The organism is Stenotrophomonas sp. 704A1 (assembly GCF_030549525.1).
GTDB lineage: Bacteria > Pseudomonadota > Gammaproteobacteria > Xanthomonadales > Xanthomonadaceae > Stenotrophomonas > Stenotrophomonas tuberculopleuritidis.
On sequence record NZ_CP130831.1, the window covers coordinates 4,330,461 to 4,352,408 of the forward strand.

The following is a 21,948-nucleotide window of genomic DNA, read 5'->3' on the forward strand; positions in this document are numbered from 1 at the left end:
GGGCGGGACCAGATCGGGGGCGGCAAGGGTAGCGCGTTGCCGCCCCGCTGGCAGCCGCAGCGACCGTACCGGGGCGTGCGGAACCCCTTGTGGAACGTGGCTTGCGCGTGGAACCGTCTGCGCCGTTGCACTGGCGCTCAGGACCGGGGCCTTTGTGATGCTTTGCAGCAACCGCTGAATACGTTGAAGTTATTGGCGCCCGGCACGGGAAACGGGGTACAAGGGGGGCTGGCCGTGCTGCGCCGCAGGACGGCTTTCCCGTACGCATTCCTTAACATGGCGATTCATATCATTTGTAACTTCTCTGTCGAAGGTGCAGTACGCAATGACGGTTGCCGCTGAGTTCAAGATCGAATACCTGCAGTACCTGGACACGGACGGCACGCTCGTCCGCGATGACCTGCCCGATGCCCTGCGCGATCCGCGCGCGCTGCTGCCGATGTTCAAGCAGATGCTGTTCGTGCGCGTGTTCGACGGCAAGTCGATCGCGTTGCAGCGCACCGGCAAGCTGGGTACCTATGCTGCCTGCCTCGGCCATGAAGCCGCGCACGTGGGCATCGGCGCTGCGATGCAGAAGGACGACGTGTTCGCACCGTCCTACCGCGAATACGGCGCGATGTTCATGCGCGGCGTGCGCCCGCACGACGTGCTGATGTACTGGGGCGGCGACGAGCGCGGCAACGACTACGGCGGCAATGCGGCCAAGGACTTCCCGTTCTGCGTGCCGATTTCCACCCAGTGCCTGCATGCCGCGGGCGCCGCGCTGAAGTTCAAGCTCAACAAGGAGCCGCAGATCGCGGTGGCCGTGTGCGGCGATGGCGGCAGCTCCAAGACCGACTTCTACGCGGCACTGAATTCGGCCGGCGCCTACAAGCTGCCGCTGATCCTGTGCATCGTCAACAACGGTTGGGCCATCTCGGTTCCGCGTTCGGCCCAGACCGGTGCCGAGACGCTGGCACAGAAGGGCCTGGCCGGCGGCCTGCACTGCCTGCAGGTGGACGGCAACGACCTGATCGCGGTGATGGCGGCCATGCTGCAGGCCCGCGAACGCGCGCTGGCCGGCGACGGCGGCACCGTGCTGGAACTGATGACCTACCGCCTGTCCGACCACACCACCGCCGATGACGCGCGCCGCTACCGCGACGACGCCGAAGTGAAGGATGCCTGGCTGCGCGAGCCGATGCTGCGCCTGCGCAAGTACCTGACCAACGCCGGGGTGTGGAGCGAGGAAGAGGAAGCCGCCTGGACCGCCGAATGTGGCAAGCGCGTGGACGAGGAAGTGAACCTGTACCTCAACACACCGGTGCAGCCGGTCGAGGCGATGTTCGATTTCCTCTATGCCGACCCGCCGCAGGACCTGCTGGCCCAGCGTGCCCAGGCGATCGCCCTGGAGCAGCGCCATGGATGAGATCAAGAACGGCGCGCCCGGCGCGCACACCAACGCCGCCGACAGCGCTGCCGTCGCGCGCGGAGAACAGAACATGACCGCCACCCCGATCACCCTCATCGAAGCCATCACCCAGGCATTGGCCTGGGAGCTGGAGCACGACCCGTCGGTGCTGGTGCTGGGCGAGGACGTGGGCGTCAACGGCGGCGTGTTCCGCGCCACCGCCGGCCTGCAGCAGCGCTTCGGCGCCGAGCGCATCCTCGACACCCCGCTGGATGAAACCACCATCGCCGGCCTCACCATCGGCCTGGCCGCGCAGGGCATGAAGCCGGTGGCCGAAGCCCAGTTCGATGGCTTCATGTACCCGATGGTCGACCATATCGTCTGCCATGCCGCACGCCTGCGTTACCGCACCCGTGGCCGCCTGCACTGCCCGATGGTGCTGCGCGTGCCGTGGGGCGGCGGCATCCGTGCGCCGGAACACCACAGCGAAGCCAACGAAGCCATCTTCACCAACGTACCGGGCCTGCGCGTGGTGCTGCCGTCGTCGCCGCAGCGCGCCTACGGCCTGCTGCTGGCCGCGATCCGCGAGCCGGATCCGGTGATCTACATGGAGCCCAAGCGCATCTACCGGCAGTACAAGGAAGTGGTGGTCAACGACGGCGAAGCGCTGCCGCTGGATGTCTGCTTCGTGCTGCGCGACGGCACCGACGTGACCCTGGTGACCTGGGGCGCACAGGTGAAGGAAGCGCTGGAAGCGGCCGACAAGCTGGCCGGTGAAGGCATCAGCGCCGAAGTCATCGACGTGGCCACGCTGCGTCCGCTGGACTTCGCCACCATCGCCGAATCGGTGGCCAAGACCGGCCGCTGCGTGATCGTGCAGGAGGCGCCGAAGACGGCGGGCTTCGGCGCCGAGATCGCTGCGCGCCTGGCCGAGGAATCGATCTACGACCTGCTGGCCCCGGTCGAGCGCGTGACCGGCTACGACACCCACATTCCGCTGTTCCGCCTGGAGATGAAGTATCTGCCGAGCGTGGAGCGGATCGTGGCGGCGGCCAAGCGCGCGGTGGCGGCGGGCTGACATGCGGGCCCGCCTTCTCGGGGCTTACCGCAGCCAGTATTCCAACCCGCTCCGGTTCCGCACCGGCCAGATCGTCGAAGTCGGTGTACGTGACGAGGAATGGCCGGCGTTTGCCTGGGTACGCACCAGCGATGGGCGTGCCGGCTGGGCACCGGTAGCGTGGTTGCAGCCGCTGGACGAAGGTCGCGCAGAAGCCCTGTGCGACTACGACGCCCGCGAGCTGGATGTGGAAAACGGCGAGATGGTCAAGCTTCATCACGAACACGGCGGATGGTGGTGGTCCGAGCGCGCCAATGGCGCGACGGGCTGGCTGCCGGCCCGCGAACTGGAACTGCTGGAAGAGAACTGCACATGAGCCAGACCAAGAACTTCAACCTGCCCGACCTGGGCGAAGGCCTGCCGGACGCAACCATCGTTGAATGGTTCGTCAAGGAAGGCGACGTGATCATGCTGGATGCGCCGCTGGTGTCGATGGAGACCGCCAAGGCCGTCGTCGAGGTGCCCTCGCCGTTCTCCGGCAAGGTGCTGAAGCTGTCCGGCGCAGCCGGTGACATCATCCCGACCGGCTCGGTGCTGGCCAGCTTCGAACTGGACCCGAACCTGCCGCAGCGCGCCGATGGCCAGGACACCGGCCACAGCCACGGCCATGCGGCACCGGCCGCGGCACCCACCCCGCCGCCACTGCCCAGCGCGGCCGCCCCGGTGGCCACCGAAGAGGCCAAGCCGGCCGCTGCCGAGCGTGATGACGCCGGTACCGTGGTCGGCGCGATGCAGAGCTCCAACGCCGTGCATGCCGAACAGGCCGTGGCTGTGGGCGGCGTCAAGGCGGTGCCGGCGGTGCGAGCCACCGCGCGCAAGCTGGGCGTGGACCTCAGCCGCGTGCGCGCCACCGGTGCCGACGGCGCGGTGACCATGGCCGACGTCAAGCAGGCGGCGGCGGATGGCAGTGCCAGGATCGGCGCCGCTCCGGCTCCGGCCGCTGCGGCCCATGCCGCGCCGGCCCCGGCACAGGTGCCGGCTCCGGTGCAGGGCGAAGCGCGCACCCCGCTGTCTGCCGCCGGCAAGCCGATGCGTACCCAGCCGCCGGGCGTGGTCGCCAAGGGCCAGCCGGAACCGCTGAAGGGCGTGCGCCGCAACATGGCGCGGGTGATGGCCGATGCGCACAGCAAGGTCGTGCCGACCACGCTGAACGACGACGCCGACATCCACGCCTGGCTGCCGGGCAACGATGTCACCGCGCGCCTGGTGCGTTCGATCGTGGTCGCCGCACAGAAGGTGCCGGCGATGAACGCCTGGTTCGACGGTGAAGCGCTGACCCGCACCCTGCATGCGCAGGTGGACATCGGCATCGCCGTGGACACCGACGACGGCCTGTTCGTGCCGGCGCTGCGCAACGCCGACATGCTCGACGCACGCGGCATCCGCGAAGGCGTCAACCGACTGCGCGAGCAGGTGGAATCGCGTTCGATCGCCGCCTCGGAACTGAGCGGCTACACCATCTCGCTGTCCAACTTCGGCATGTTCGCCGGCCGCTACGCGACCCCGGTCGTGGTGCCGCCGTGCGTGGCCATCGTCGGTGCCGGCCGTGCCCGCCACCAGATGACTCCGGTGATGGGCGGCGTGGAAGCGCACAAGGTGATCCCGCTGTCGGTCACCTTCGACCACCGCGCGGCCACCGGCGGTGAAGCGGCACGCTTCCTGCGCGCGATGATGGACGACCTGGCACTGGCCAGCTGATCGGTGGCTGCCAACCGTGGGTTGGCACCTGATCTGGAAGAACGCCGGGCACTGCCCGGCGTTTTTTTTCGCCACGGTGGAGCCGCGCCATGCTCGGCCCTGCAAAGATGCGTGCGATCAGCCGCGCGCAACCATGCCCTCGGCGCGGCTGTAGACACGCAGCCGGTGGCCATCCGGATCGGCACCGACGAAGGTGTGGCCGAACGCCAACGTCACCGGCGCCTGCAGGATCTGCACGCCGAGTGCGTGCCACGCATCGTGCATCTGCTGTACGGCGTCGGGATTGGCGACCACCATCGCCAGTTCGGCGGCGCCGGCCTGCGCAGACACCGGTGGCTGCACGTCGTCGCGCTGCCACAGGCCCAGTGCAGCGCCATCGCCGAGCAGGAACAGGGCAAAGCCGGGCGACTGTTCGACCGGCGCTTTGCCGAGGATGCCGCTGTAGAAGGTGACGCTGGCGGCGACGTCATGTACGTACTGCAGCAGGGTGCTGGGCGTGAACATGGGGAAGCTCCGTTGTTGGGAGCGTTCATGGTGGTATGGCCTTGCTGACAGATTCTGTCAGTAGCGGCGAGCAGCCTCGGCGCTACGAGCGATCCAGCCAGTCGGGCGCGATGCCCTGCGCCTTCTGCCAGCGCCGCAGCAGGGTGGCGCGCGGCACCAGGTAGCGATCCTGCAGCACACGCACCTGGCGGATGCGGTCCAGGCGGAAATGACGGAAGTCCTCGCGGCGCTCGCACCACGCCGCCAGCATCGGCACGTCATCGAAGTAGCCCAGCGCGAACGGCCAGACGATGCGCGCACTACGCTGGCCCTGTGCATCCTGGTAGCCGAACTGCAGGCGCAGCTGCGCACCCACGGCCTCACGCACGGCGCGCAGCCGCGCGGCGGGAACCCTGGCCGCAGCGCGCGAAGGGCCCACGCGCAGGCCACTGTCACGCAGCGCTTCGCGACGCGCGGCCGGCAATACGTGCGCGATGCGCGCCAACGCATCACGTGCGGCCTCGGCCAGTGCCGGCTCGGTGCGTGCCGCAACCCAGCGCAGGCCCAGCACCAAGGCATCGATCTCTGCGGGTGGCAGGGTCATCGGCGGCAAGGTATCGCTGGGTGCCAGCTGGTAGCCGACGCCGGCCTCGCCGCGCAGATCGGCGCCCTGCTCACGCAGGGTTTCGATATCGCGGTACAGCGTGCGCAGGCTGATACCCAGGGCATCGGCCAGCGCCTGTCCCGCCACCGGCCGCCGATGGCGGCGCAGCAGCTGCAGCAGCTGGGTCAGGCGCAGCGCACGCGACATCAGCCGACCAGATTCCGCGAGGGCACCACGTGCTCGCCCGGCGCAGGTGCCAGCGCGGCATCCACCAGCGCGGCGGCAATGCACTCGGCCGGATTGATCCGCCAGGCCCGTGGCAGCACCGGGTCCAACGCGCCCAGCACCTTCAGCGCGAACGCTTCACCACGTCGCACCTGCTGGCGATGCCCGCCGATCAGGCCGGGCCGCACGAGGGTGAGCGAGGCGAATTCCAGCGCGCGCAGGTCGCACTCCAGCTCGCCTTTCACCCGGCTGTAGAACACCGCCGAATGCGGGTTGGCGCCCGCTGCGGAGTTCAGCACGAAAGCCCTCGCGCCCTGGGTACGCGCCATGCGGGCGAACGCCAACGGGTAGTCGTGGTCGATCCGGTAGAACGCCTCGCGACTGCCGGCCTGGGCCATGGTGCTGCCCAGCGCGCAGATGACCGCGTCCACCTGCGCCCAGTCCGGCGCTTCGGGCAACGCGTCGAAGGACAGCACGGGCGCGTGCAGCCTGGCATCGCGCAGCTCCAGCGGCCGCCGCGTGGGCGCCACCACGGCGCGGCAGCGCGGGTCCTCCAGCAGCATCGGCAGCGCCAGCCCCCCGACCATCCCGGTCGCGCCCAGCAACATCACACGCATACCCACCCTCACTGCGGCATTCTGTGGCCCCATGCTATCCGTTCAAGCCGTGCGCGGCCGCGCCGATATGCTGGAACCAGCCCCTGCCACCCCGGGATTCGCTTCATGACGGACCAGCCTGACCATCGCCCTGCCCCCGGCACCGCCCTTGGGCCGCCGGCGCGCGTGCGCGCGGTGGCCGATGATGGGCTGGGTGACCGCGTGGTCCTGCAGGGCGGCGGCGGCGTGGCGCTGCAGCAGCTGTTCGCCGGCGCCGACGCGCCCGAGCCGCTGCTGGCCGCATTCGCCAACGGCATGGCGACCCTGCCCGGCGAACTGGGCGACATGGGTGACCGCCTGCAGTCGGCGCAGGCCAGCGCCGACTGGCCGCGCTATGGCCGGGCCATGCGGCAGCTGATCGACAAGTACATCCGCACCATCGAGCAGCATTCGCCCGACGGCCAGCCCGACAGCCTGCGCCTGTCCGAGCAGCTGCGGCTGCTGCTGGGCGGCGCGGTGGTCGCCCTGCTGCAGCACGATCCCGATCTGCGCGAGCAGGCGCAGCTGCTGGCCGGGCGCCTGCGCCAGTGGCAGCCCGGCGCGGCGCTGGAGCCGATCGAACAGGGCGTGCGCGAACTCGGCCACCAGATCGGCGTGCGTGCCGAGAGCTGGCAGGAGCAGCAGGCGCTGCTGCTGGAGCTGTTCGCGCTGCTGCTGGAGAACGTCAGCGAACTGCTGGACGACCGCAGCTGGCTGCAGGGCCAGATCGCGGCGGTGCGCCAGCTGCTGGCCGGGCCGCTGGAGGCCGAATCGGTCGAGCGCACCCGTGCCGAACTGCGCGAAGTGATCTACAGGCAGGGCCTGCTGCGGCAGGGCATCGATGAATCCAAGGCGGCCATGCGCGGCCTGATGGGCGAGTTCATCGAGCGCATGGACGGCATGGCCGCCAGTACCGGCGAGTACCATGACCGCATCGGCAGCTATGCGCTGCGGCTGCGTGAATCGCGCAGCATTGCCGACCTCAACCATCTGCTGCAGGAAGTGATGCAGGACACCGGCAAGGTGCAGCTGCAGGCGGCACAGGCCCGCGACCACCTGGCGGCGGCGCGGCAGGAGGTGGAACAGGCCGAGCAGCGCATCACCGTGCTGGAACAGGAACTGCGTGCGGCCGGCGACCTGGCCCGCATCGACCCGCTGACCCAGGCGCTGAACCGACGTGGCCTGGATGAACTGCTGCAGCGTGAACTGGCCCGCGCCGCACGCCACAACGCACCGCTGGGGGTGGCGATGATTGATCTGGATGATTTCCACCAGACCAACGACCACCATGGCCATGCCGGTGGCGATGCACTGCTGCAGCACCTGGTGGCGGTATGCAAGCTGCTGCTGCGCGCCACCGATGGCATCGCGCGCCTGGGCGGTGACGAGTTCGTGCTGGTACTGCCGGAAACCCCGGGCGCCGACAGCATGGCCACCGTGCAGCGCCTGCAGCGTTCGCTGGCGCACCGCGTACTGACCGTGCAGGACCGGCGCGTGCCGGTGCACTTCAGCGCGGGCCTGGCGCAATGGCAGCCCGGCGATGATGCACAGAGCCTGCTGCGGCGCGCCGATGATGCGCTGTACGAGGCCAAGCGCCACGGCAAGAACCGCGTGCAGGCGGGATGATGCGATCGGCCGGGCATGCCCGGCGCCGGCAGCGGGCGTTCGGCAGCGCCGGGCCGTGCCCGGCGGCCAATGTCACCGGCCGCGCAGCTTCTGGAACCCGGTCACCGCTGCCAGCACGATCGCGCCGGCAATGATGCCGACCACCATGTTGCCCAGCGCGCTGACCAGCCAGCCCCACTGGCCCTCGCCGCCCAGCGCCTGCACCGCGTGGTGCAGGGCCGGCACGTTGTGCACCAGGATGCCGCCACCGACCAGGAACATGGCCGCGGTGCCGGCCACCGACAGGAACTTCATCAGCCATGGCGCCGACACCAGCAGGGCACGCCCCACTGCCGCCAGCGCCGCGCCCTTGCGTGACAGGTACAGGCCGAGGTCGTCCAGCTTGACGATGCCAGCCACCAGGCCATAGACGAATACGGTCATTGCCAGTGCGATGACCACCAGCGTGCTGACCTGGTTGACGAACGTCGCAGTGGCCACGACGCCCAGCGAGAGCACGATGATCTCCGCCGACAGGATGAAATCGGTGCGGATCGCGCCCTTCACCTTGTCCTTCTCCCACGCAACCATGTCCACCTGCGCGTCGGCCAGGGCCTTGCGCCGTTCGGCCTGGTGTTCGGCATCTTCTTCGGCCGAATGCAGGAAGCGGTGCGCCAGCTTCTCCACGCCTTCGAAACACAGGAAGGCGCCGCCGATCATCATCAGCGGCACGATGAGCGGCACGTTCCAGCCGCGGCCGTGCAGCCAGGCCTCCAGCGCGCTGATCGCCAGCGCCGCCGGTACCAGGATCACCTTGTTGACCAGCGAACCCTTGGCCACCGCCCACACCACCGGCAGCTCGCGGTTGGCATTCACCCCGGTCACCTGCTGCGCGTTCAGCGCCAGGTCGTCGCCCAGCACGCCGGCGGTCTTCTTCGCGGCGACCTTGGTCAGGACCGAGACGTCGTCGAGCAGCGAGGCGATATCGTCGAGCAGGGCAAACAGGCTGGCACCGGCCATGGGGAATCCAGGAAAGGGAATGGGCAGATTCTGACCGATCCGGCGGGGGCTGCGGAAGATGGCGGGTTCACCGCGTGACGACCCTGCTGCAGGGACACTGGGGCTGCTACCCGTTCCGTTGCGCATGGGCCAGCGCTACCGGCATCGGCGTGGCCGCCGGGCATGGCCTGGCGCTGCCGGCCATCGTCTGCAAGGAGTTCCGCTTGAGCAATCCGCCCACCGCCGCTGGCAACCCTCAACTGGTGAAAGGCATGAACCGGCGCAGCCAGATCCTGCGCCTGCTGATGCGCTATCGCCATTCGGGGGTGTTTTCCGGCATGAACCTGGACGCGGCCGGCAGCCACAGCGATGTCCCGCCGGAAAGCAATCCCGAACAGTTCGTCAGCGACCTCGAAGCGCTCGGCCCTACCTTCGTCAAGCTTGGGCAGATGCTGTCGACCCGGCCGGACATGGTGCCGGTGGAGTTCGCCACCGCCCTGGAGCGCATGCAGGAGAAGGTGGCCGAGATTCCGGTCGAGCGCATCCATGCCATCGTCGAGCAGGAGCTTGGCGCACCGGTGAACAAGCTGTTCGCCGCATTCGATCCGCATCCACTGGGTTGCGCGTCCATCGCCCAGGTGCATCGTGCGGTGCTGCACGATGGCCGCGAGGTCGCGGTGAAGGTGCAGAAGCCGGAGGTGGCCGCTCAGCTGCGCTCGGACCTGGAGGTGCTGCGCAGCTTCGCGCTGGCCGCCGACCACCTGACCCAGGTCGGTCGCCGCGTGCGCCTGCGCGACTGGCTCAATGAATTCGCCAAGACCCTGATGCAGGAGCTGGACTACCACGCCGAGGCGGAGAACCTGGCGCGCTTCGGCCGCCACCTGAAACCGTTCCGCCGGCTGTGGATTCCGCAGCCGCTGTGGGACTACTGCAGCCATCGGGTGCTGACCATGGAACTGGCCAGCGGTGTGCGTGTGGACGCGATCCCCGATGTACGCCGCACCGAACAGGCGATGGACCCGCTGGCCGCCGCCTTGATCCGCGGCTACCTGGACCAGATTTTCGTGCACGGCGAGATCCATGCCGATCCGCACCCCGGCAACCTGCGGGTGATGCCCGACGGCCGCCTGGCGATCTTCGACCTGGGCATGGTCGCGCACATGCCGCCGCGCCTGCGCGAGCGCCTGCTGAAGATCCTGTTCGCGGCGGTCGATGGCCGTGGCGAGGAAGTGGCCGACGATCTGATCAGCATCAGCACGCGGCTGGAAGCCTTCGACGAAGAGCGCTACCTGCGCGAGACCGGGCAGCTGATCGCGCGCTATGCGGCCAGCGCCAACTTTTCCGAAGGCCGGGTGGTGCTGGACATGGTGCGCATCGCCACGTCCTCCGGACTGCGCACGCCGCCGGAACTGAGCCTGCTCGGCAAGGCCCTGCTGAACCTGGAAACCGTGTGCCGGCTGCTGGCACCGGAGCTGGATACGCGGCGCATCGTCGAGCGCCAGCTGCAGCACGTGATGCGCGCGCGCCTGAAAAAGTCGCTGTCGGCCGCCAACCTGGCCAGCGAGGCGATGGAGCTGCAGCAGCTGCTGCGCGATGGGCCGCGCAAGCTGTCGGACATCATGGCACTGCTGGCCGAGAACCGCCTGCAGATGAAAGTGACCGGGCTGGAAGAGTCGCGGTTGATGGAAAACCTGCAGAAGATCGCCAACCGCGTGGCCGCCGGCATCATCAGCGCGGCACTGATCATGGCCGCCGCGATGATGATGAGGATCGACACCGGCTGGCACGTATTCGGCTATCCGGCCATCGCCCTGGTGCTGCTGCTGATCGGCGTGGCGCTGGGCCTGGGCATCGTGACCAGCGCATTGCTGTTCGATCGCCGCGCACGTGCACGCGAAGAGCGCGGCCACCGCTAGCACCGCGCGGCAGCGCAGCGGTGCGATGCGCGGAACTGCTGCATTCAGGCGGTTTTTAATGCAATCCAGCGGAAGTCTTCACGCTCGAATTACGTTCGTCGCGTGATCGCGCGCGCACGATTTCAACAAACATTTCAGTCAGGTTCGTGCATGCACTATCGGGTCATCGGCCTGTCATACAGATGTGCTTGCGGCAGCGCCGGTCGGATGGACACGCGTCGGTACGACGTCCATCGCCACCACCCCGTCACTGCCGAAGCTGCCTATGCTCTGGATTCTGCTGCTGTCGTTGTTGCTGCTGTCCTGGTTGTTCCTCGCGTCCGCGAAGTGGGTGTGGTGGAAGGCCGGCCTGTTCTCGCTGCTGCTGCTGGCACTCAGTGCCTGGTGGCTGATCGACAAGTTGTCCGGAGACGGACTCAACGCTGCCACCCTGTATCACCTGGGCGCCGACATGGAAGGCGCCGGCGTTGCTGATTTCAAGGGGTATATCGCCGGCTTCCTGGTGCTGGCCGCGGTCTCGCTGCTGCCGCTGTTCGCCACGCGGGTGAAGCGCTGGCACCATCCCTCTGCCGGCGGCGCGTGGTTTGCCGGGTTCGCCGCCGTGTGGGTCGCCACGCTCATGATCAGTCCATTGGCACGCGACGGCCAGCGCCTGTACCAGCAGTTGCGGCCGGTGGATTTCGCACGCATCGCGCCGGAGTACCAGGTGCCGACGCAACCGCTGCAGCGCCCGCGCAACATCGTCTGGATCTACGGCGAAAGCCTGGAGCGCACCTACCTGGATGAGGCCGTGTTCCCCGGGTTGATGCCCCATCTGAACCGCCTGGCCGGCAGATCGCTGGATGTGCGCGGCCTGGCTTCGGCCGAAGGCGGCGGCTGGACCATTGCCGGGCTGGTGTCCTCCATGTGTGGCGTCCCGCTGACCACCGCGCAGGGCGATGAGAACAGCATGGACCGGATGGGCAGCTTCCTGCCCAAGGCGGTGTGCCTGGGCGACTACCTGAAACAGCAGGGCTACACCAATCACTACCTGGGCGGCGCCAACGGCCAGTTCGCCGGCAAGGGCCAGTTCCTGTCCAGCCACGGCTTCGATGAAGTGCATGACCTGGCCTGGTTCAAGCAGCAGAAGAAGATCGGCCGCATCCACTACTCGGCCTGGGGCGTGCACGACGACGTGCTGCTGGACACCGCCTACCAGCGTTTCGAACAGCTCTCGCGCGCCGGCGCACCGTTCATGCTGACCACGCTGACGATGGATACCCACCACCCGGCCGGGCACCTGCCGGTGTCGTGCAAGGGCGAGCGTTACCAGAGCCGGTACGGCAACATCGGCCTGCTCAATGCACTGAAGTGCACCGACCGGCTGATCTCGCAGCTGGTCGAACGCATCCAGGCCAGTCCGTACGGCAAGGACACGCTGATCGTGATCGCCTCCGACCATCTGGCCATGCCCAACGACCTCAGCCATGTACTGGCCAGCCAGAAACGCGAGAACCTGCTGCTGTTCCTGGGCGACGGCGTGGCCCCGCGCCAGCTGGCGGCGGAGGAGGCTTCGACGCTGGACTCCGGTGCCACCCTGCTCAGCCTGCTCGACCCCGCGCTGAACACCCTCGGCTTTGGCCGCTCGCTGCTGGATGACACGCGTGCACCGAGTGCCAGCGTCGCCGCGCATCGCGACGGTGGCCGCGACTACCCGCAGTACCTGGCCTTTGCCCGTTCGCTGTGGCTGGGCGAGCCGACCCGGCAGCTGAAGATCGATGGCGATGACCAGGTGGTGGTGGGCCTGCAGCACGTGCAGCCGCCGGTGCTGCTGGAATACGACAAGGACTGGGACCTGAAGTCGGTGTACCTGGAAAACACCTCGCGCCAGTTCGACGACGCCGATCCGGACAACACCCTGGCCTACATCGATCGCTGCACCGCGTTCGAGGATGGGTCGGCCGACGGCGACTGGTGTGCGCTGCTGGTCAACCGTGACAACGGCATCAAGCTGTACCGCGATGACGATCTGCGCGGCGGCATCGCGGTGGATGCGCCGCTGGAAGCGCTGCAGGGCCCCCGTCCGAGCGTGCGCCAGGCGCACATGATCACCCAGAAGGGGCGCCGCACCCGCGCCGGGCAGTACATGCTGCAGCTGGTGGCGAGCACGCGGCCGGATCGCGGCTTCTGGATCGAAGCGGTGTCTTCGCAGCGCAAGGTGGTGCTGGCCCAGCAGTGGGTGCAGCCGGATGCGGATGGCAGGATCAACGTGTCCTTCGGCCTGGACCATGCCGTGGACGATCTGGAGATCCGCGCCTGGTTGAACCATGCCGAGACGCTGGCGGTGGATACGTTCGCGCTGGTGCCTTCGCGCAACCGACCGCGGGGGTAGGGTTCTTTGCAGGGCTGCGCCCTGCACCCGCCGAAGCAACGGCCGAAGCAACAGCAACGGCAACAGCGGGCATTCCGTGGGATGGCGGGGTGGGTCCGGTTGCGGGAGACGCCGTAAACCCATCCATGGGGGCTTGGCCGCGGCATCCATGCCGCGGACACTCCCGCAACCGGACCCACCCCGCCTTCGACAGTTTTCCACGATCTGTCGGAAATACTATTGGGGTCAGATCCGTTTTCCGGAGGAAAACGGATCTGACCCCATATTGATTTCGCTATCTGACAAACGTGTCGACCAAGGTCGACACCTACCGACAGCCGCAGGAATCTGTCAGAGGTGGGGCGGTGTGGGTTGGCAGGACCGTTGGCGCCATGGATGGCGCCATCGAGCCCCCATGGACGGGTTTACGGCGTGTCCTGACAACCCACACCGCCCCGCCAAACCACGGAATGCCCGCTGCTGCCTTTGCCGTTGCTTTTGCTTTTGCTGTTGCTCCGGCTCGTAGCGGGTGCAGGGCGCAGCCCTGCAGAGAAACCCCTACTCCTGCGGGTCGCGGGTGATGTGGATATCGGTCGGGGTGGACAGCGGGATGTTCCGCTCGGCCAGGATCTGCAGCAGGCTGAAATAGAGGTCGCTGCGGGCGGCGTAGACCTGCCGCGGGCTGGCGACATAGGCGAAGCTGTTGATGGTGATCTGACCGCCGGCAATGCTGTCGATGTACACCGTCGGTGCCGGCTGCTGCAGCACGCTGTCATGGGCGCCATAGGCCTCCAGCAGCGCCTCGCGCAGGCCACCGACATCGGTGCTGGGCGGCACCGCGAACTGGATCTGGATGCGGCCCTGGTTGTTGCCCATCGTCATGTTGCGCACGGTCTTGGTGACCAGCTCGGAGTTGGGCACGATCAGCGTCGACTTGTCGCCCACCTGGATCTCGGTGGAACGCAGGCTGATGCGTCGGATGTCCCCTTCCTGATCGCCAAGCTTCACCCAGTCGCCGATCTTCACCGGACGCTCGGCCAGCAGGATCAGGCCGGACACGAAGTTCTGGGTGATCACCTGCAGGCCGAAGCCGATACCCACCGACAGCGCGCTGACCAGCAGCGCGAGCTTGCTCAGCTGCAGGCCCATCGCGCTCAGCGCCCAGATCACCGCGATGATGATGCCCAGGTAACGGGCCACCGTACTGACCGAGTTGCGGGCCCCCAGATCCAGTTCGGTCTTCGGCAGGTACGTGTCGGTCAACCAGCGCTGCACCAGCTGGGTAACCGCCAGCCCCGCCAGCAGCACCAGCACCGCCAGCACGATCCGCACCGGCTCCAGCTTGGTCCCGCCGATATCGAAGCCGGTGGTGAACAACGAGGAGAAGCGCTCCACCACTGCACCGATGTTGCCGAACGGCGCCACCAGCGCCAGCAGGGCGATCAGCACGACGATGGTGCGCAGGGCGGCCGACAACAGCACGCCGGCCTGCTCCAGCCGCGATACGCTCAGGCCGGTGCTGAGCAGGATGGTCTGGCCGACCCGGCTGTCGGCGTTGAGCAGCCAGGTGCTCAGGTCATCGACGAACTTGAACAGCAGTGTCGCTGCCAGCACCACGATGCTGCCGCCGATCAGCTGCTGGTTCACGAACTTGGCGAGGTTCAGGTACCCCATCAGGGTGGCGATGATGGCCGCCACCACCGCGATGTTGCCCGCCACCCGCGCCAGCACCAGCCAGCTGCTGCGCCGCACCGGCGTGCTCGTTCCGAGGCCGTCGGCCTGTGCTTCCAACTTGGCTTCGGCCTCGGCGGTCTGCCGGCGGTGCAGGCGTGCCAGGGTCACCAGCATGGCCATGATCAGGCCGAGGTAGGTCAGGGCGATCAGGCCGTCCAGCGCCACCGTGGTCACGTCGCTGGTGCGCGTGGCCTGGTCCAGCGCCACCAGTACCGTGCTCAGCCAGGCCAGCGCTGCCGCGCCCCAAGCGTACTTGCGCAGCTTGAGCGCGGCGGTGTCATCCAGATTCAGCAGCCGCCACGAGGGCCGCTTGGGCACCAGCAGGCAGGCGCTGAGCGCGGCGATGAACGCGGCGCGGAAGGTCGCCGTTTCCAGTCCTTCGGCCACCACCTGCAGGCGCGGCGCGATCGCGTCGATCGCATCGAGTGCGGCCACCAGCACCACCACCGCGTAGCCGGGCAGCAGGGTGCCGACCAGCAGCAGCCACATGGCCAGCCCCGATCGACGCAGGCGACCGTCAGGCGCACGTTCGCTGGCTGCGAACCGCCGCCCCAGCCCGCGCAGCCACAGGCGCAGCGGGAACATCATGATCAGTGCCGCGGCCAGGCCCAGCAGCAGGGTGCCCCAGCCGTTGCTGCGGATGCCCGCCACCAGCGCCGCACGGCCCTGTTCGGCCAGCGGCGCGACGCGGGCGATGTCGATCGGCAGGCGCTCGGCCACCTTGCGCCACAGCGCCGGCGACAACGGCGAAGCGACTTTCTGGCCCAGCTCCTCGGTGCGTTGTGCGGTGCGCTGCTGATCGATGTCGGAGGCCAGCTGCTGGGCGCGCACGGCACTGGTCTTGGCCTGCGCCACCGAGGCCGCCAGGGCATCGCGCTGGCGGGTGATGGTGCGGCGCTGGGCTGCCAGTTCCGGCGGCTCGGTGGTGCCCTCGGCGGGCGTTCCCAGCTGCGCCAGCTGCTCGTTGATCCGGTCCAGCTGCGGTTGCAGTGTCTTGTCCAGCGCTTCGGCGTCGCGCCGTGCCTGCGCGGCGTTGTCAGACAGCATCGCCAGTGTTTCGGTGGCCGCGGCGTCACCGCGCTTGCGCTCGATGTCGTTCAGGGTGGACTCGATCTGTGCCAGCTGCTGCTTCGGGCTCGGCTCCTCGTCCTGGGCCAGCACCGGCGCGGCCACCAGCAGCAGGCTGCACAACAGCAGGCCCAGCCAGGGCCCGCGTACCAGGATCATTCGGAAGAAGGAAGACAAGCCAGCCACACCGGTTCGCGCGGACCACCGCGCCTGCGCGCGACTATACGGCACGGCCGGTAAACAGCCGATGGCGGAGCCCGCCAGGCACCGGCGGCGACGCAGCCGCAGCGCCGGCTGGCGGGCGCCGGATGGCTCAGTACTTCAGCCGCAGCTCTTCCACATTGGGCTGCTGCAGCGCGTACCAGTCCTGGAACTCCTCCTCGGTGATCTCGTCCGGGGCATACACCGCGATCGGGTGCCAGGCGTGGTCGGTCGGCAACGGCTGGCGCGGGCCGGCACGCAGGCTGTAGCTCACCCCTTCGTAGTCGACCAGATCATCGACCTGCGGCCATTGCTCGCGGGCGAACGAAGTTTCATTCTTCAACAGGATCACCTGGTACATCGGCACCTCCACATCGGTTGGATCGAAGGAACACGGCGCTGGCCGGAAGCATACCGCCGCGCCGATGACAGCGAGCGCCCCGCCATGGCGACGGAACGTTCTGGACACGGCCCTCGCCCCGGCTTCACCCGCCCGTGGCGCCGCCCTCGGCATCGTGAAACGCCCCGTTGCCGACCCGCACACCGATGACCGACCATCCGCCCCTGAAGACCGTCCCCGACCTCAAGCTGCCCCGCTACCTGGGAACCTGGTACGAGATCGCACGCCTGCCCATGCGCCACGAGCCGGAGGGCTGCACCGACGTCTCGGCGCATTACAGCCTGCTCGACAACGGCCACGTGCAGGTGCACAACCGCTGCCGCATGGACGGCGAGGTCGAAGAGGCCATCGGCGAGGCCTGCCCGGTGGACAACGACAGCGCGCGGCTGGAAGTCAGCTTCCTGCCCAAGGGCCTGCGCTGGCTGCCGTTCACCAAGGGCGACTACTGGGTGATCCAGGTGGCGCCGGACTACAGCGTGGCCCTGGTCGGCAGCCCCGACCGCAAGTACCTGTGGCTGCTGGCCCGGGAGCCGCGCCTGGATGCCACCGTGCAGGAGCATTATCTGGCGGCCGCACGCCTGCAGGGCTTCGATCTGTCCGAACTGATCCAGACCCCGCACACCGGCCAGCCGACCGCCTGAGCACGCGCACGCATGGACCTGAAAAGCGGCTATCCATGGTGGGCGGTTCGCAATGGCCTGATCCAGGCATTCCCGCCGCTGGAACAGGACCTGCAGTGCGATGTGCTGGTGGTGGGCGGCGGCATCACCGGTGCGTTGATCGCCGATGAGCTGTCGGCCCATGGCCATGATGTTGCGCTGATCGAGCAGCGCGACATCGGCTGGGGCAGCACTGCAGCCAGTACTGCGTTGCTGCAGTACGAGATCGACACCCATCTGCTGGAGCTGGCCGCGCAGTATGGCCAGGAGGCTGCAGCGCTTGCCTACCAAGCATGCGCCGATGCGATTCCGGCCCTGGGCGACGTGGCACGCGGCCTGAAGGACGTGGATTTTCAACGCATGGACAGCCTGTACCTGGCCAGCCGCCACCGCGACGTGCCACGGCTGATGGCCGAAGGCGAGGCTCGCCGCGGCATCGGCCTGGATGCCCGCTGGCTCGACCGCGGCGCTCTGCACGAACGGTTCGGGGTGGACGCCGGTGGCGCGCTGCTGACCCGGCAGGCGGCCCGCGTGGATCCCTATTGCCTGACCTATCGCCTGCTGCAGCGCGTGCGCCGGCGCGGTGGCCATATCCACGACCGCACCGTGCTGCATACCCTCGCCCCCAGCGCGCGCGGCGTAACCGCCCGCACCGAATCCGGCATGCAGATCCGTGCCCGCCACGTGGTGCTGGCCATGGGCTATGCCAACCAGCGGTGGCTGGACGCACGCGTGGCGCGCAACCGCAGCAGCTATGCCTTCATCACCGATCCGATCGATGCCGATCTGCTGGGCCGGCTGCAGCGCACGATGGTCTGGGAAAGCGCGCGCCCCTACCTGTACCTGCGCGCCACCGGCGACCGCCGGCTGCTGGTGGGCGGGCTGGACGATGCCATCGACATCCCCGCCCGCCGCGACCGCCGCGTGCAGGGCAAGGCCCGCAAGCTGATGAAGCAGCTGCTGCACTGGTTTCCGCAGCTGCAGCCCACCGCGGCGTTTTCCTGGGCCGGCACGTTCGCCGAAACCGCCGATGGCCTGCCGTTCTTCGGCCCGCATCCGCAGTGGGGGCCGCGGGTACAGTTCGCCATGGCCTACGGCGGCAATGGCATTACCTATTCGATGATCGGTGCCGCCCTGCTGCGCGCGCGGATCGAGCGGCGACGGCACGCGCTGCAGGACCTGTTCGGGTTCGGGCGGTTGTAAGGCCGGCCGGGCAGGGCCCGGCGCTACCGTTGCGGGCCGGCGACAGGCATCATTCAAGCAACGCCTGCTAGCGTCGGCCTGTACCGCCGCGTGCTGCGCGGTCCCTCTGCGCTGGAGAGCCGTGATGATCCGCCCCCTGACCCTGCTGCTGTGCCTGGCTGCGGCCCTGCCCGGGACCGTGCTGGCGCAGTCCGCTGCCGGCGCCACCGCACCCCAGGCATCCGGCCTGGATCTGTCGGTGCCGCAGGCACCGATGCGCTATCTCAACGACCCGACCCTGCAGCAGGATCCGCCAGGCACCTTCTATGGCGACAAGACCGGCCCGCGCGTACATGGCGACGGCCGGATCGCCGATGTGCAGGACGACAAGGTCAAGGTGTCAGGCAGCTTCACCACCGGCATCGGCTACGCCAAGAACTACGGCAACACGCATTACAACGCCGCCACGCTCAATCTCAGCAAGAACTACACCAACGATGAGGGCAAGACCCGCGGGGTCAACGTCAACATCCATGTGAGCGAAGGCAAGGGCCCGGGGTTCTTCGGGCCGTATGGCGGGGGGTACTACGGCGGTGGCCCCGGCTACTGGGATTACCCGCCGCCGTACGGCTGGTAAGCCCCGCGCCGGGCCTGGGCCGACCAGGGCCGGCCTCTACTGGTAACAGCGGAAGGTAGCGCCGGGCCATGCCCGGCGGCCTGATGCGCCCGCTGCGCTCGCCGGGCATGGCCCGGCGCTACTCAGCGACACGCCCCATCCCGAAGCAGGCGTCAATCCAGCCAGCCATCGCGTTCGCTGTGCAGGATGCGGCCATCATGACCGCTCAACCGCACGTCCACGCGCTGGTTGCGTGCATTGCGGGCTTCCAGCGACCAGGTCGCGCCATCCCGTTCCAGCGAGCGGATCTCACGCAGGCCCTGCGCCTGCGCCTTGGCCAGCACCTGTTCGGTGCCCAGCAACGCGCGGCCATCATGCTCGTCGAAGATTTCGCCGGTCTTCGGATCGACATAGACCTCGCTGAAGCGGCCGTCGGCGCGGCTGACATCGGCTTCCCACAGGCCGTCATCGCGTTCGATCTCGTGGATGCGGGTGTAACCGGCCTTGCGCAGGGTCTGTTCCACCTGCGCCATGCCCAGCGGCGCGGCCTGTGCGGCGGGGACAAGGACCAGCGCGGCGACGGTGGCGAGGGTGAGCGACTTCAACATGGGGGTTCTCCTGTTCGTGTTCGTGGCCGGACCATCCCGGCAACGCCACAATGCACCCCGTGGTTAACAGCGCCTTAGCCGGCGCTGTTAGCCAGCTGTTAGTCACCCGGGGCACACTCACGCCTGTTCCTACAGCCCTCTCTGCGCCCCGATGCTCTCCACCCTGCCCCTGCTGCTGGCCCTGGCCAGCGCGCCGACCGCCGCCGCCCCCGTACAGGACCCGGCGCAGCAGGTGGCGCGCCGCGCCGTGCAGCAGGGCCGGTATGTACCGCTGGAGAGCGTGGTGCGCGATGCGCTGAAGCGTCACCCGGGCCAGTTGCTGGAAGTGGAACTGGACGATGGCGTGTACGAAGTGGAGGTCCTGCGCGGCGACGGCGTGGTGGTGGAGCTGGACTATGATGCGCGCAACGGCAGGCTGCTGAAGACGGAGCTGGACGACTGATGCGCATCCTGTTGGCCGAGGACGATGCCGCGCTGGCAGAGCGCCTGCAGCCGCTGCTGGAGCAGGCCGGCTACGTGGTGCAGGTGGTGGCCGATGGCCGCCAGGCCGAAGAGATCGGCCAGGTGGAGGACCTGCAGGCAGCGATTGTCGATCTGGGCCTGCCCGGCCTGGACGGCCTGAGCGTGATCGAGCGCTGGCGCGGCAATGGGCGCGACTTCCCGGTGCTGGTGCTGACCGCGCGCGGGCGCTGGCACGACAAGCTGGCCGGCTTCGATGCCGGCGCCGACGACTACCTGACCAAGCCCTTCCAGGCCGACGAACTGGTGCTGCGGCTGCGTGCACTGATCCGGCGCAGCCGCGGTCACGCCAGTCCGCGCCTGCAGTGCGGGCCGTTGCAGCTGGACGTCAACGCCGGCCGCTTCGAACTGGACGGGCAGGCACTGGCACTGAGCCCGCAGGAGTTCCGCCTGCTCAGCTACTTCATCCACCACGGTGGCCAGGTGATCGGTCGCGACCGGTTGGGTGAACACGTGTTCGATGGCGGCCACGATCCGGACTCGAACGCACTGGACGTGCTGCTGGGGCGGGTGCGGCGCAAGCTTGGCCAGGATCTGATCCAGACCGTGCGCGGCCAGGGCTGGCGGCTGGCGGCTCCGTGAGCCGGCAACCCTCGCTGCGGCGCCGGTTGCTGCTGGCCGGGGGTATCGGCCTACTGCTGGTGTCGATGCTGGCCAGCGCGCTGCTCGGCGAGCTGTTCAAGCGCAGCGCGCGCGACCGCCTGGACAACGACCTGCAGCAGGACATGCTGACCCTGCTGGCGCAGGCCGAGATCGATGCCGACGGCCAGTTGCAGCTGCGCCAGGAACCCAATGATGCACGCTTCCAGCGCGTGTTCTCCGGCGCGTACTGGCAGATCGCCGATGGCCGCGGCAAGGTGCTGCGGCAATCGCGTTCGCTGTGGGACGAAACATTGCCGGTAACCGCCCACGGTGCGGCCGAACGCAACGTGCCCGGACCGCTGCAGCAATCCCTGCGTGCCCGGGTGCAGCAGGTGCGCCTGCCGCGCGCCGACCAGCCCTACGTGGCCGTGGTCGCCACCGACCGCAGCGCACTGGATGCCGACGTCGCCGCCTTCCGGCAGCGCAGCGCGATTGCGCTGGGTGTGCTGGTGGCGGCCTGGTTGGCGGTGCTGGCCAGCCAGGTGCATTTCGGCCTGCGTCCGCTGCATCGGCTGGGCGCGCAGCTGGAGCGCGTGCGCCGCGGCGAAGCGCAACGCATCGACAGCGAGGGCCTGAGCACCGAAGTGGCGCCACTGGGCGACGAGCTCAATGCACTGCTCGATCATCAGCAGCGCATGGTGGCGCGGGCGCGAACCAGCGCGCAGGATCTGGCCCACGCGCTGAAGACACCGCTGAGCGTGCTGGCCGCAGAGGCCGACGGCGATGGCCACGACTGGCGCGGCACCCTGCGTGAACAGGGCGCGCGCATGCAGGCCAGCGTGGACCGCTACCTGGCCGCCGGGTTGGCCGCCGACCACCGCCAGCGCGCGGCGGTGGCACCGGTGTTGCAGGCGTTGTGCCGGTTGATGGCACGCGTGCATGGCGAACGTGCGCTGCAGTTCCGGCCCGGCAGCGTCGCCGCCGGGTTGCAGTTCGCCGGCGCCAGCGCGGACCTGGAAGAGATGCTGGGCAATCTGCTGGACAACGCCGGCAAGTGGGCGCGGCAGCAGGTGACCATCGATGCGGCGGTGGCGGACGGGCAGCTGCGCATCGAGGTACGCGACGATGGCCCGGGGCTGGCGCCGGATGCGCTGGCGCAGGTGGTCCAGCGTGGTGTGCGGCTGGATGAGCGCGAGGGCAGCAGCGGGTTGGGCCTGGCCATTGTCGGCGACATCGCCGCCAGTTATGGCGGGCGGTTGGTGCTGGAGAACGCGCATCCGGGGTTGCGGGTTACGTTGTGGCTGCCGCTGGGTTGAAGCGGCCGCTGCGCTCGCCGGGCATGGCCCGGCGCTACCGG

General features: G+C 68.6%; 20 protein-coding genes. 13 read left to right on the forward strand and 7 right to left on the reverse strand.

The features are described from left to right. Positions 1–325 precede the first annotated feature (325 nt). From pdhA to Q5Z10_RS19800, 4 genes are read left to right on the forward strand one after another with little or no spacing between them, the layout of a single operon-like run. The gene (gene pdhA / locus Q5Z10_RS19785) at positions 326–1,408 is read left to right on the forward strand and encodes a pyruvate dehydrogenase (acetyl-transferring) E1 component subunit alpha (RefSeq protein ID WP_303637044.1); all 1,083 of its coding nucleotides are present in this window, start codon (positions 326–328) and stop codon (positions 1,406–1,408) included. Then, the gene (locus Q5Z10_RS19790) at positions 1,401–2,468 is read left to right on the forward strand and encodes an alpha-ketoacid dehydrogenase subunit beta (protein ID WP_303637045.1); all 1,068 of its coding nucleotides are present in this window, start codon (positions 1,401–1,403) and stop codon (positions 2,466–2,468) included. The genes pdhA and Q5Z10_RS19790 overlap by 8 nt, the downstream gene beginning before the upstream one ends. A gap of 1 nt (position 2,469) precedes the next feature. Continuing rightward, complete coding sequence (locus Q5Z10_RS19795; protein WP_303637046.1) at positions 2,470–2,823, forward strand: SH3 domain-containing protein; 354 nt, start codon at positions 2,470–2,472, stop codon at positions 2,821–2,823. Then, positions 2,820–4,205 carry a dihydrolipoamide acetyltransferase family protein gene (locus tag Q5Z10_RS19800; RefSeq protein ID WP_303637047.1) on the forward strand — a complete coding sequence of 462 codons (1,386 nt, stop codon included), beginning with the start codon at positions 2,820–2,822 and terminating at the stop codon, positions 4,203–4,205. The genes Q5Z10_RS19795 and Q5Z10_RS19800 overlap by 4 nt, the downstream gene beginning before the upstream one ends. A 117-nt stretch (positions 4,206–4,322) precedes the next feature. On the opposite strand, the gene Q5Z10_RS19805 is transcribed toward Q5Z10_RS19800, so the two are convergent. From Q5Z10_RS19805 to Q5Z10_RS19815, 3 genes are all read right to left on the reverse strand, one after another. Continuing rightward, entirely contained in the window at positions 4,323–4,709 is a 387-nt protein-coding gene (locus Q5Z10_RS19805; protein WP_303637048.1) for a VOC family protein, read from the reverse strand. Between the two features lie 82 nt (positions 4,710–4,791). Continuing rightward, positions 4,792–5,499: a helix-turn-helix transcriptional regulator gene (locus Q5Z10_RS19810; RefSeq protein WP_303637049.1), complete on the reverse strand. Its 708-nt coding sequence runs from the start codon at positions 5,497–5,499 to the stop codon at positions 4,792–4,794. After that, positions 5,499–6,134 (reverse strand): NAD-dependent epimerase/dehydratase family protein, encoded by a 636-nt coding sequence (locus Q5Z10_RS19815; RefSeq protein ID WP_303637050.1) that lies wholly within the window; start codon positions 6,132–6,134, stop codon positions 5,499–5,501. Before Q5Z10_RS19815 ends, Q5Z10_RS19810 begins: the two co-directional genes overlap by 1 nt. Before the next feature lie 105 nt (positions 6,135–6,239). Between Q5Z10_RS19815 and Q5Z10_RS19820 the strand changes: the two genes are divergently transcribed. Beyond that, positions 6,240–7,778: a GGDEF domain-containing protein gene (locus Q5Z10_RS19820; RefSeq protein WP_303637051.1), complete on the forward strand. Its 1,539-nt coding sequence runs from the start codon at positions 6,240–6,242 to the stop codon at positions 7,776–7,778. A gap of 72 nt (positions 7,779–7,850) precedes the next feature. Here Q5Z10_RS19820 and Q5Z10_RS19825 read toward each other — a convergent pair whose 3' ends face one another. After that, a complete protein-coding gene (locus tag Q5Z10_RS19825) occupies positions 7,851–8,777 on the reverse strand; it encodes a DUF808 domain-containing protein (protein WP_303637052.1) in 927 nt (308 codons plus the stop codon). Between the two features lie 203 nt (positions 8,778–8,980). Between Q5Z10_RS19825 and Q5Z10_RS19830 the strand changes: the two genes are divergently transcribed. Next, positions 8,981–10,672 carry an ABC1 kinase family protein gene (locus Q5Z10_RS19830; protein ID WP_442758962.1) on the forward strand — a complete coding sequence of 564 codons (1,692 nt, stop codon included), beginning with the start codon at positions 8,981–8,983 and terminating at the stop codon, positions 10,670–10,672. Positions 10,673–10,937: 265 nt separating this feature from the next. After that, the gene (locus tag Q5Z10_RS19835) at positions 10,938–13,043 is read left to right on the forward strand and encodes a phosphoglycerol transferase I (RefSeq protein WP_303637053.1); all 2,106 of its coding nucleotides are present in this window, start codon (positions 10,938–10,940) and stop codon (positions 13,041–13,043) included. 537 nt (positions 13,044–13,580) lie between these two features. Here the strand turns inward: Q5Z10_RS19835 and Q5Z10_RS19840 are convergent. Next, on the reverse strand, positions 13,581–15,983 hold the full coding sequence (locus tag Q5Z10_RS19840; RefSeq protein WP_303639233.1) for a DUF3772 domain-containing protein: 2,403 nt from the start codon (positions 15,981–15,983) through the stop codon (positions 13,581–13,583). Positions 15,984–16,137: 154 nt separating this feature from the next. Continuing rightward, positions 16,138–16,386, reverse strand: a complete 249-nt coding sequence (locus Q5Z10_RS19845; RefSeq protein WP_303637054.1) for a hypothetical protein — start codon at positions 16,384–16,386, stop codon at positions 16,138–16,140. Between the two features lie 185 nt (positions 16,387–16,571). Here Q5Z10_RS19845 and Q5Z10_RS19850 point away from each other — a divergent pair, with 185 nt between their 5' ends. The 3 genes from Q5Z10_RS19850 to Q5Z10_RS19860 all read left to right on the forward strand — a co-directional run bounded on the left by Q5Z10_RS19850 (position 16,572) and on the right by Q5Z10_RS19860 (position 18,903). Further along, positions 16,572–17,066 (forward strand): lipocalin family protein, encoded by a 495-nt coding sequence (locus Q5Z10_RS19850; protein WP_303637055.1) that lies wholly within the window; start codon positions 16,572–16,574, stop codon positions 17,064–17,066. A gap of 12 nt (positions 17,067–17,078) precedes the next feature. Further along, positions 17,079–18,287, forward strand: coding sequence for an NAD(P)/FAD-dependent oxidoreductase (locus Q5Z10_RS19855; protein WP_303637056.1), 1,209 nt, complete (start codon positions 17,079–17,081; stop codon positions 18,285–18,287). Between the two features lie 124 nt (positions 18,288–18,411). After that, on the forward strand, positions 18,412–18,903 hold the full coding sequence (locus Q5Z10_RS19860; protein ID WP_303637057.1) for a hypothetical protein: 492 nt from the start codon (positions 18,412–18,414) through the stop codon (positions 18,901–18,903). Between the two features lie 152 nt (positions 18,904–19,055). Here the strand turns inward: Q5Z10_RS19860 and Q5Z10_RS19865 are convergent, their stop codons facing one another. Next, positions 19,056–19,490 carry a PepSY domain-containing protein gene (locus tag Q5Z10_RS19865; protein WP_303637058.1) on the reverse strand — a complete coding sequence of 145 codons (435 nt, stop codon included), beginning with the start codon at positions 19,488–19,490 and terminating at the stop codon, positions 19,056–19,058. A gap of 151 nt (positions 19,491–19,641) precedes the next feature. On the opposite strand from Q5Z10_RS19865, the gene Q5Z10_RS19870 reads away from it, so the two are divergent. Genes Q5Z10_RS19870 through Q5Z10_RS19880 form a run of 3 tightly spaced genes read left to right on the forward strand, consistent with a single transcriptional unit; the run spans position 19,642 to position 21,907 of the window. Beyond that, entirely contained in the window at positions 19,642–19,932 is a 291-nt protein-coding gene (locus Q5Z10_RS19870) for a PepSY domain-containing protein (RefSeq protein ID WP_303637059.1), read from the forward strand. Further along, positions 19,932–20,591, forward strand: coding sequence for a response regulator transcription factor (locus tag Q5Z10_RS19875; protein WP_303637060.1), 660 nt, complete (start codon positions 19,932–19,934; stop codon positions 20,589–20,591). Before Q5Z10_RS19870 ends, Q5Z10_RS19875 begins: the two co-directional genes overlap by 1 nt. After that, positions 20,588–21,907, forward strand: a complete 1,320-nt coding sequence (locus tag Q5Z10_RS19880; protein ID WP_303637061.1) for a sensor histidine kinase — start codon at positions 20,588–20,590, stop codon at positions 21,905–21,907. The genes Q5Z10_RS19875 and Q5Z10_RS19880 overlap by 4 nt, the downstream gene beginning before the upstream one ends. The last annotated feature ends 41 nt before the right edge of the window (positions 21,908–21,948 follow it).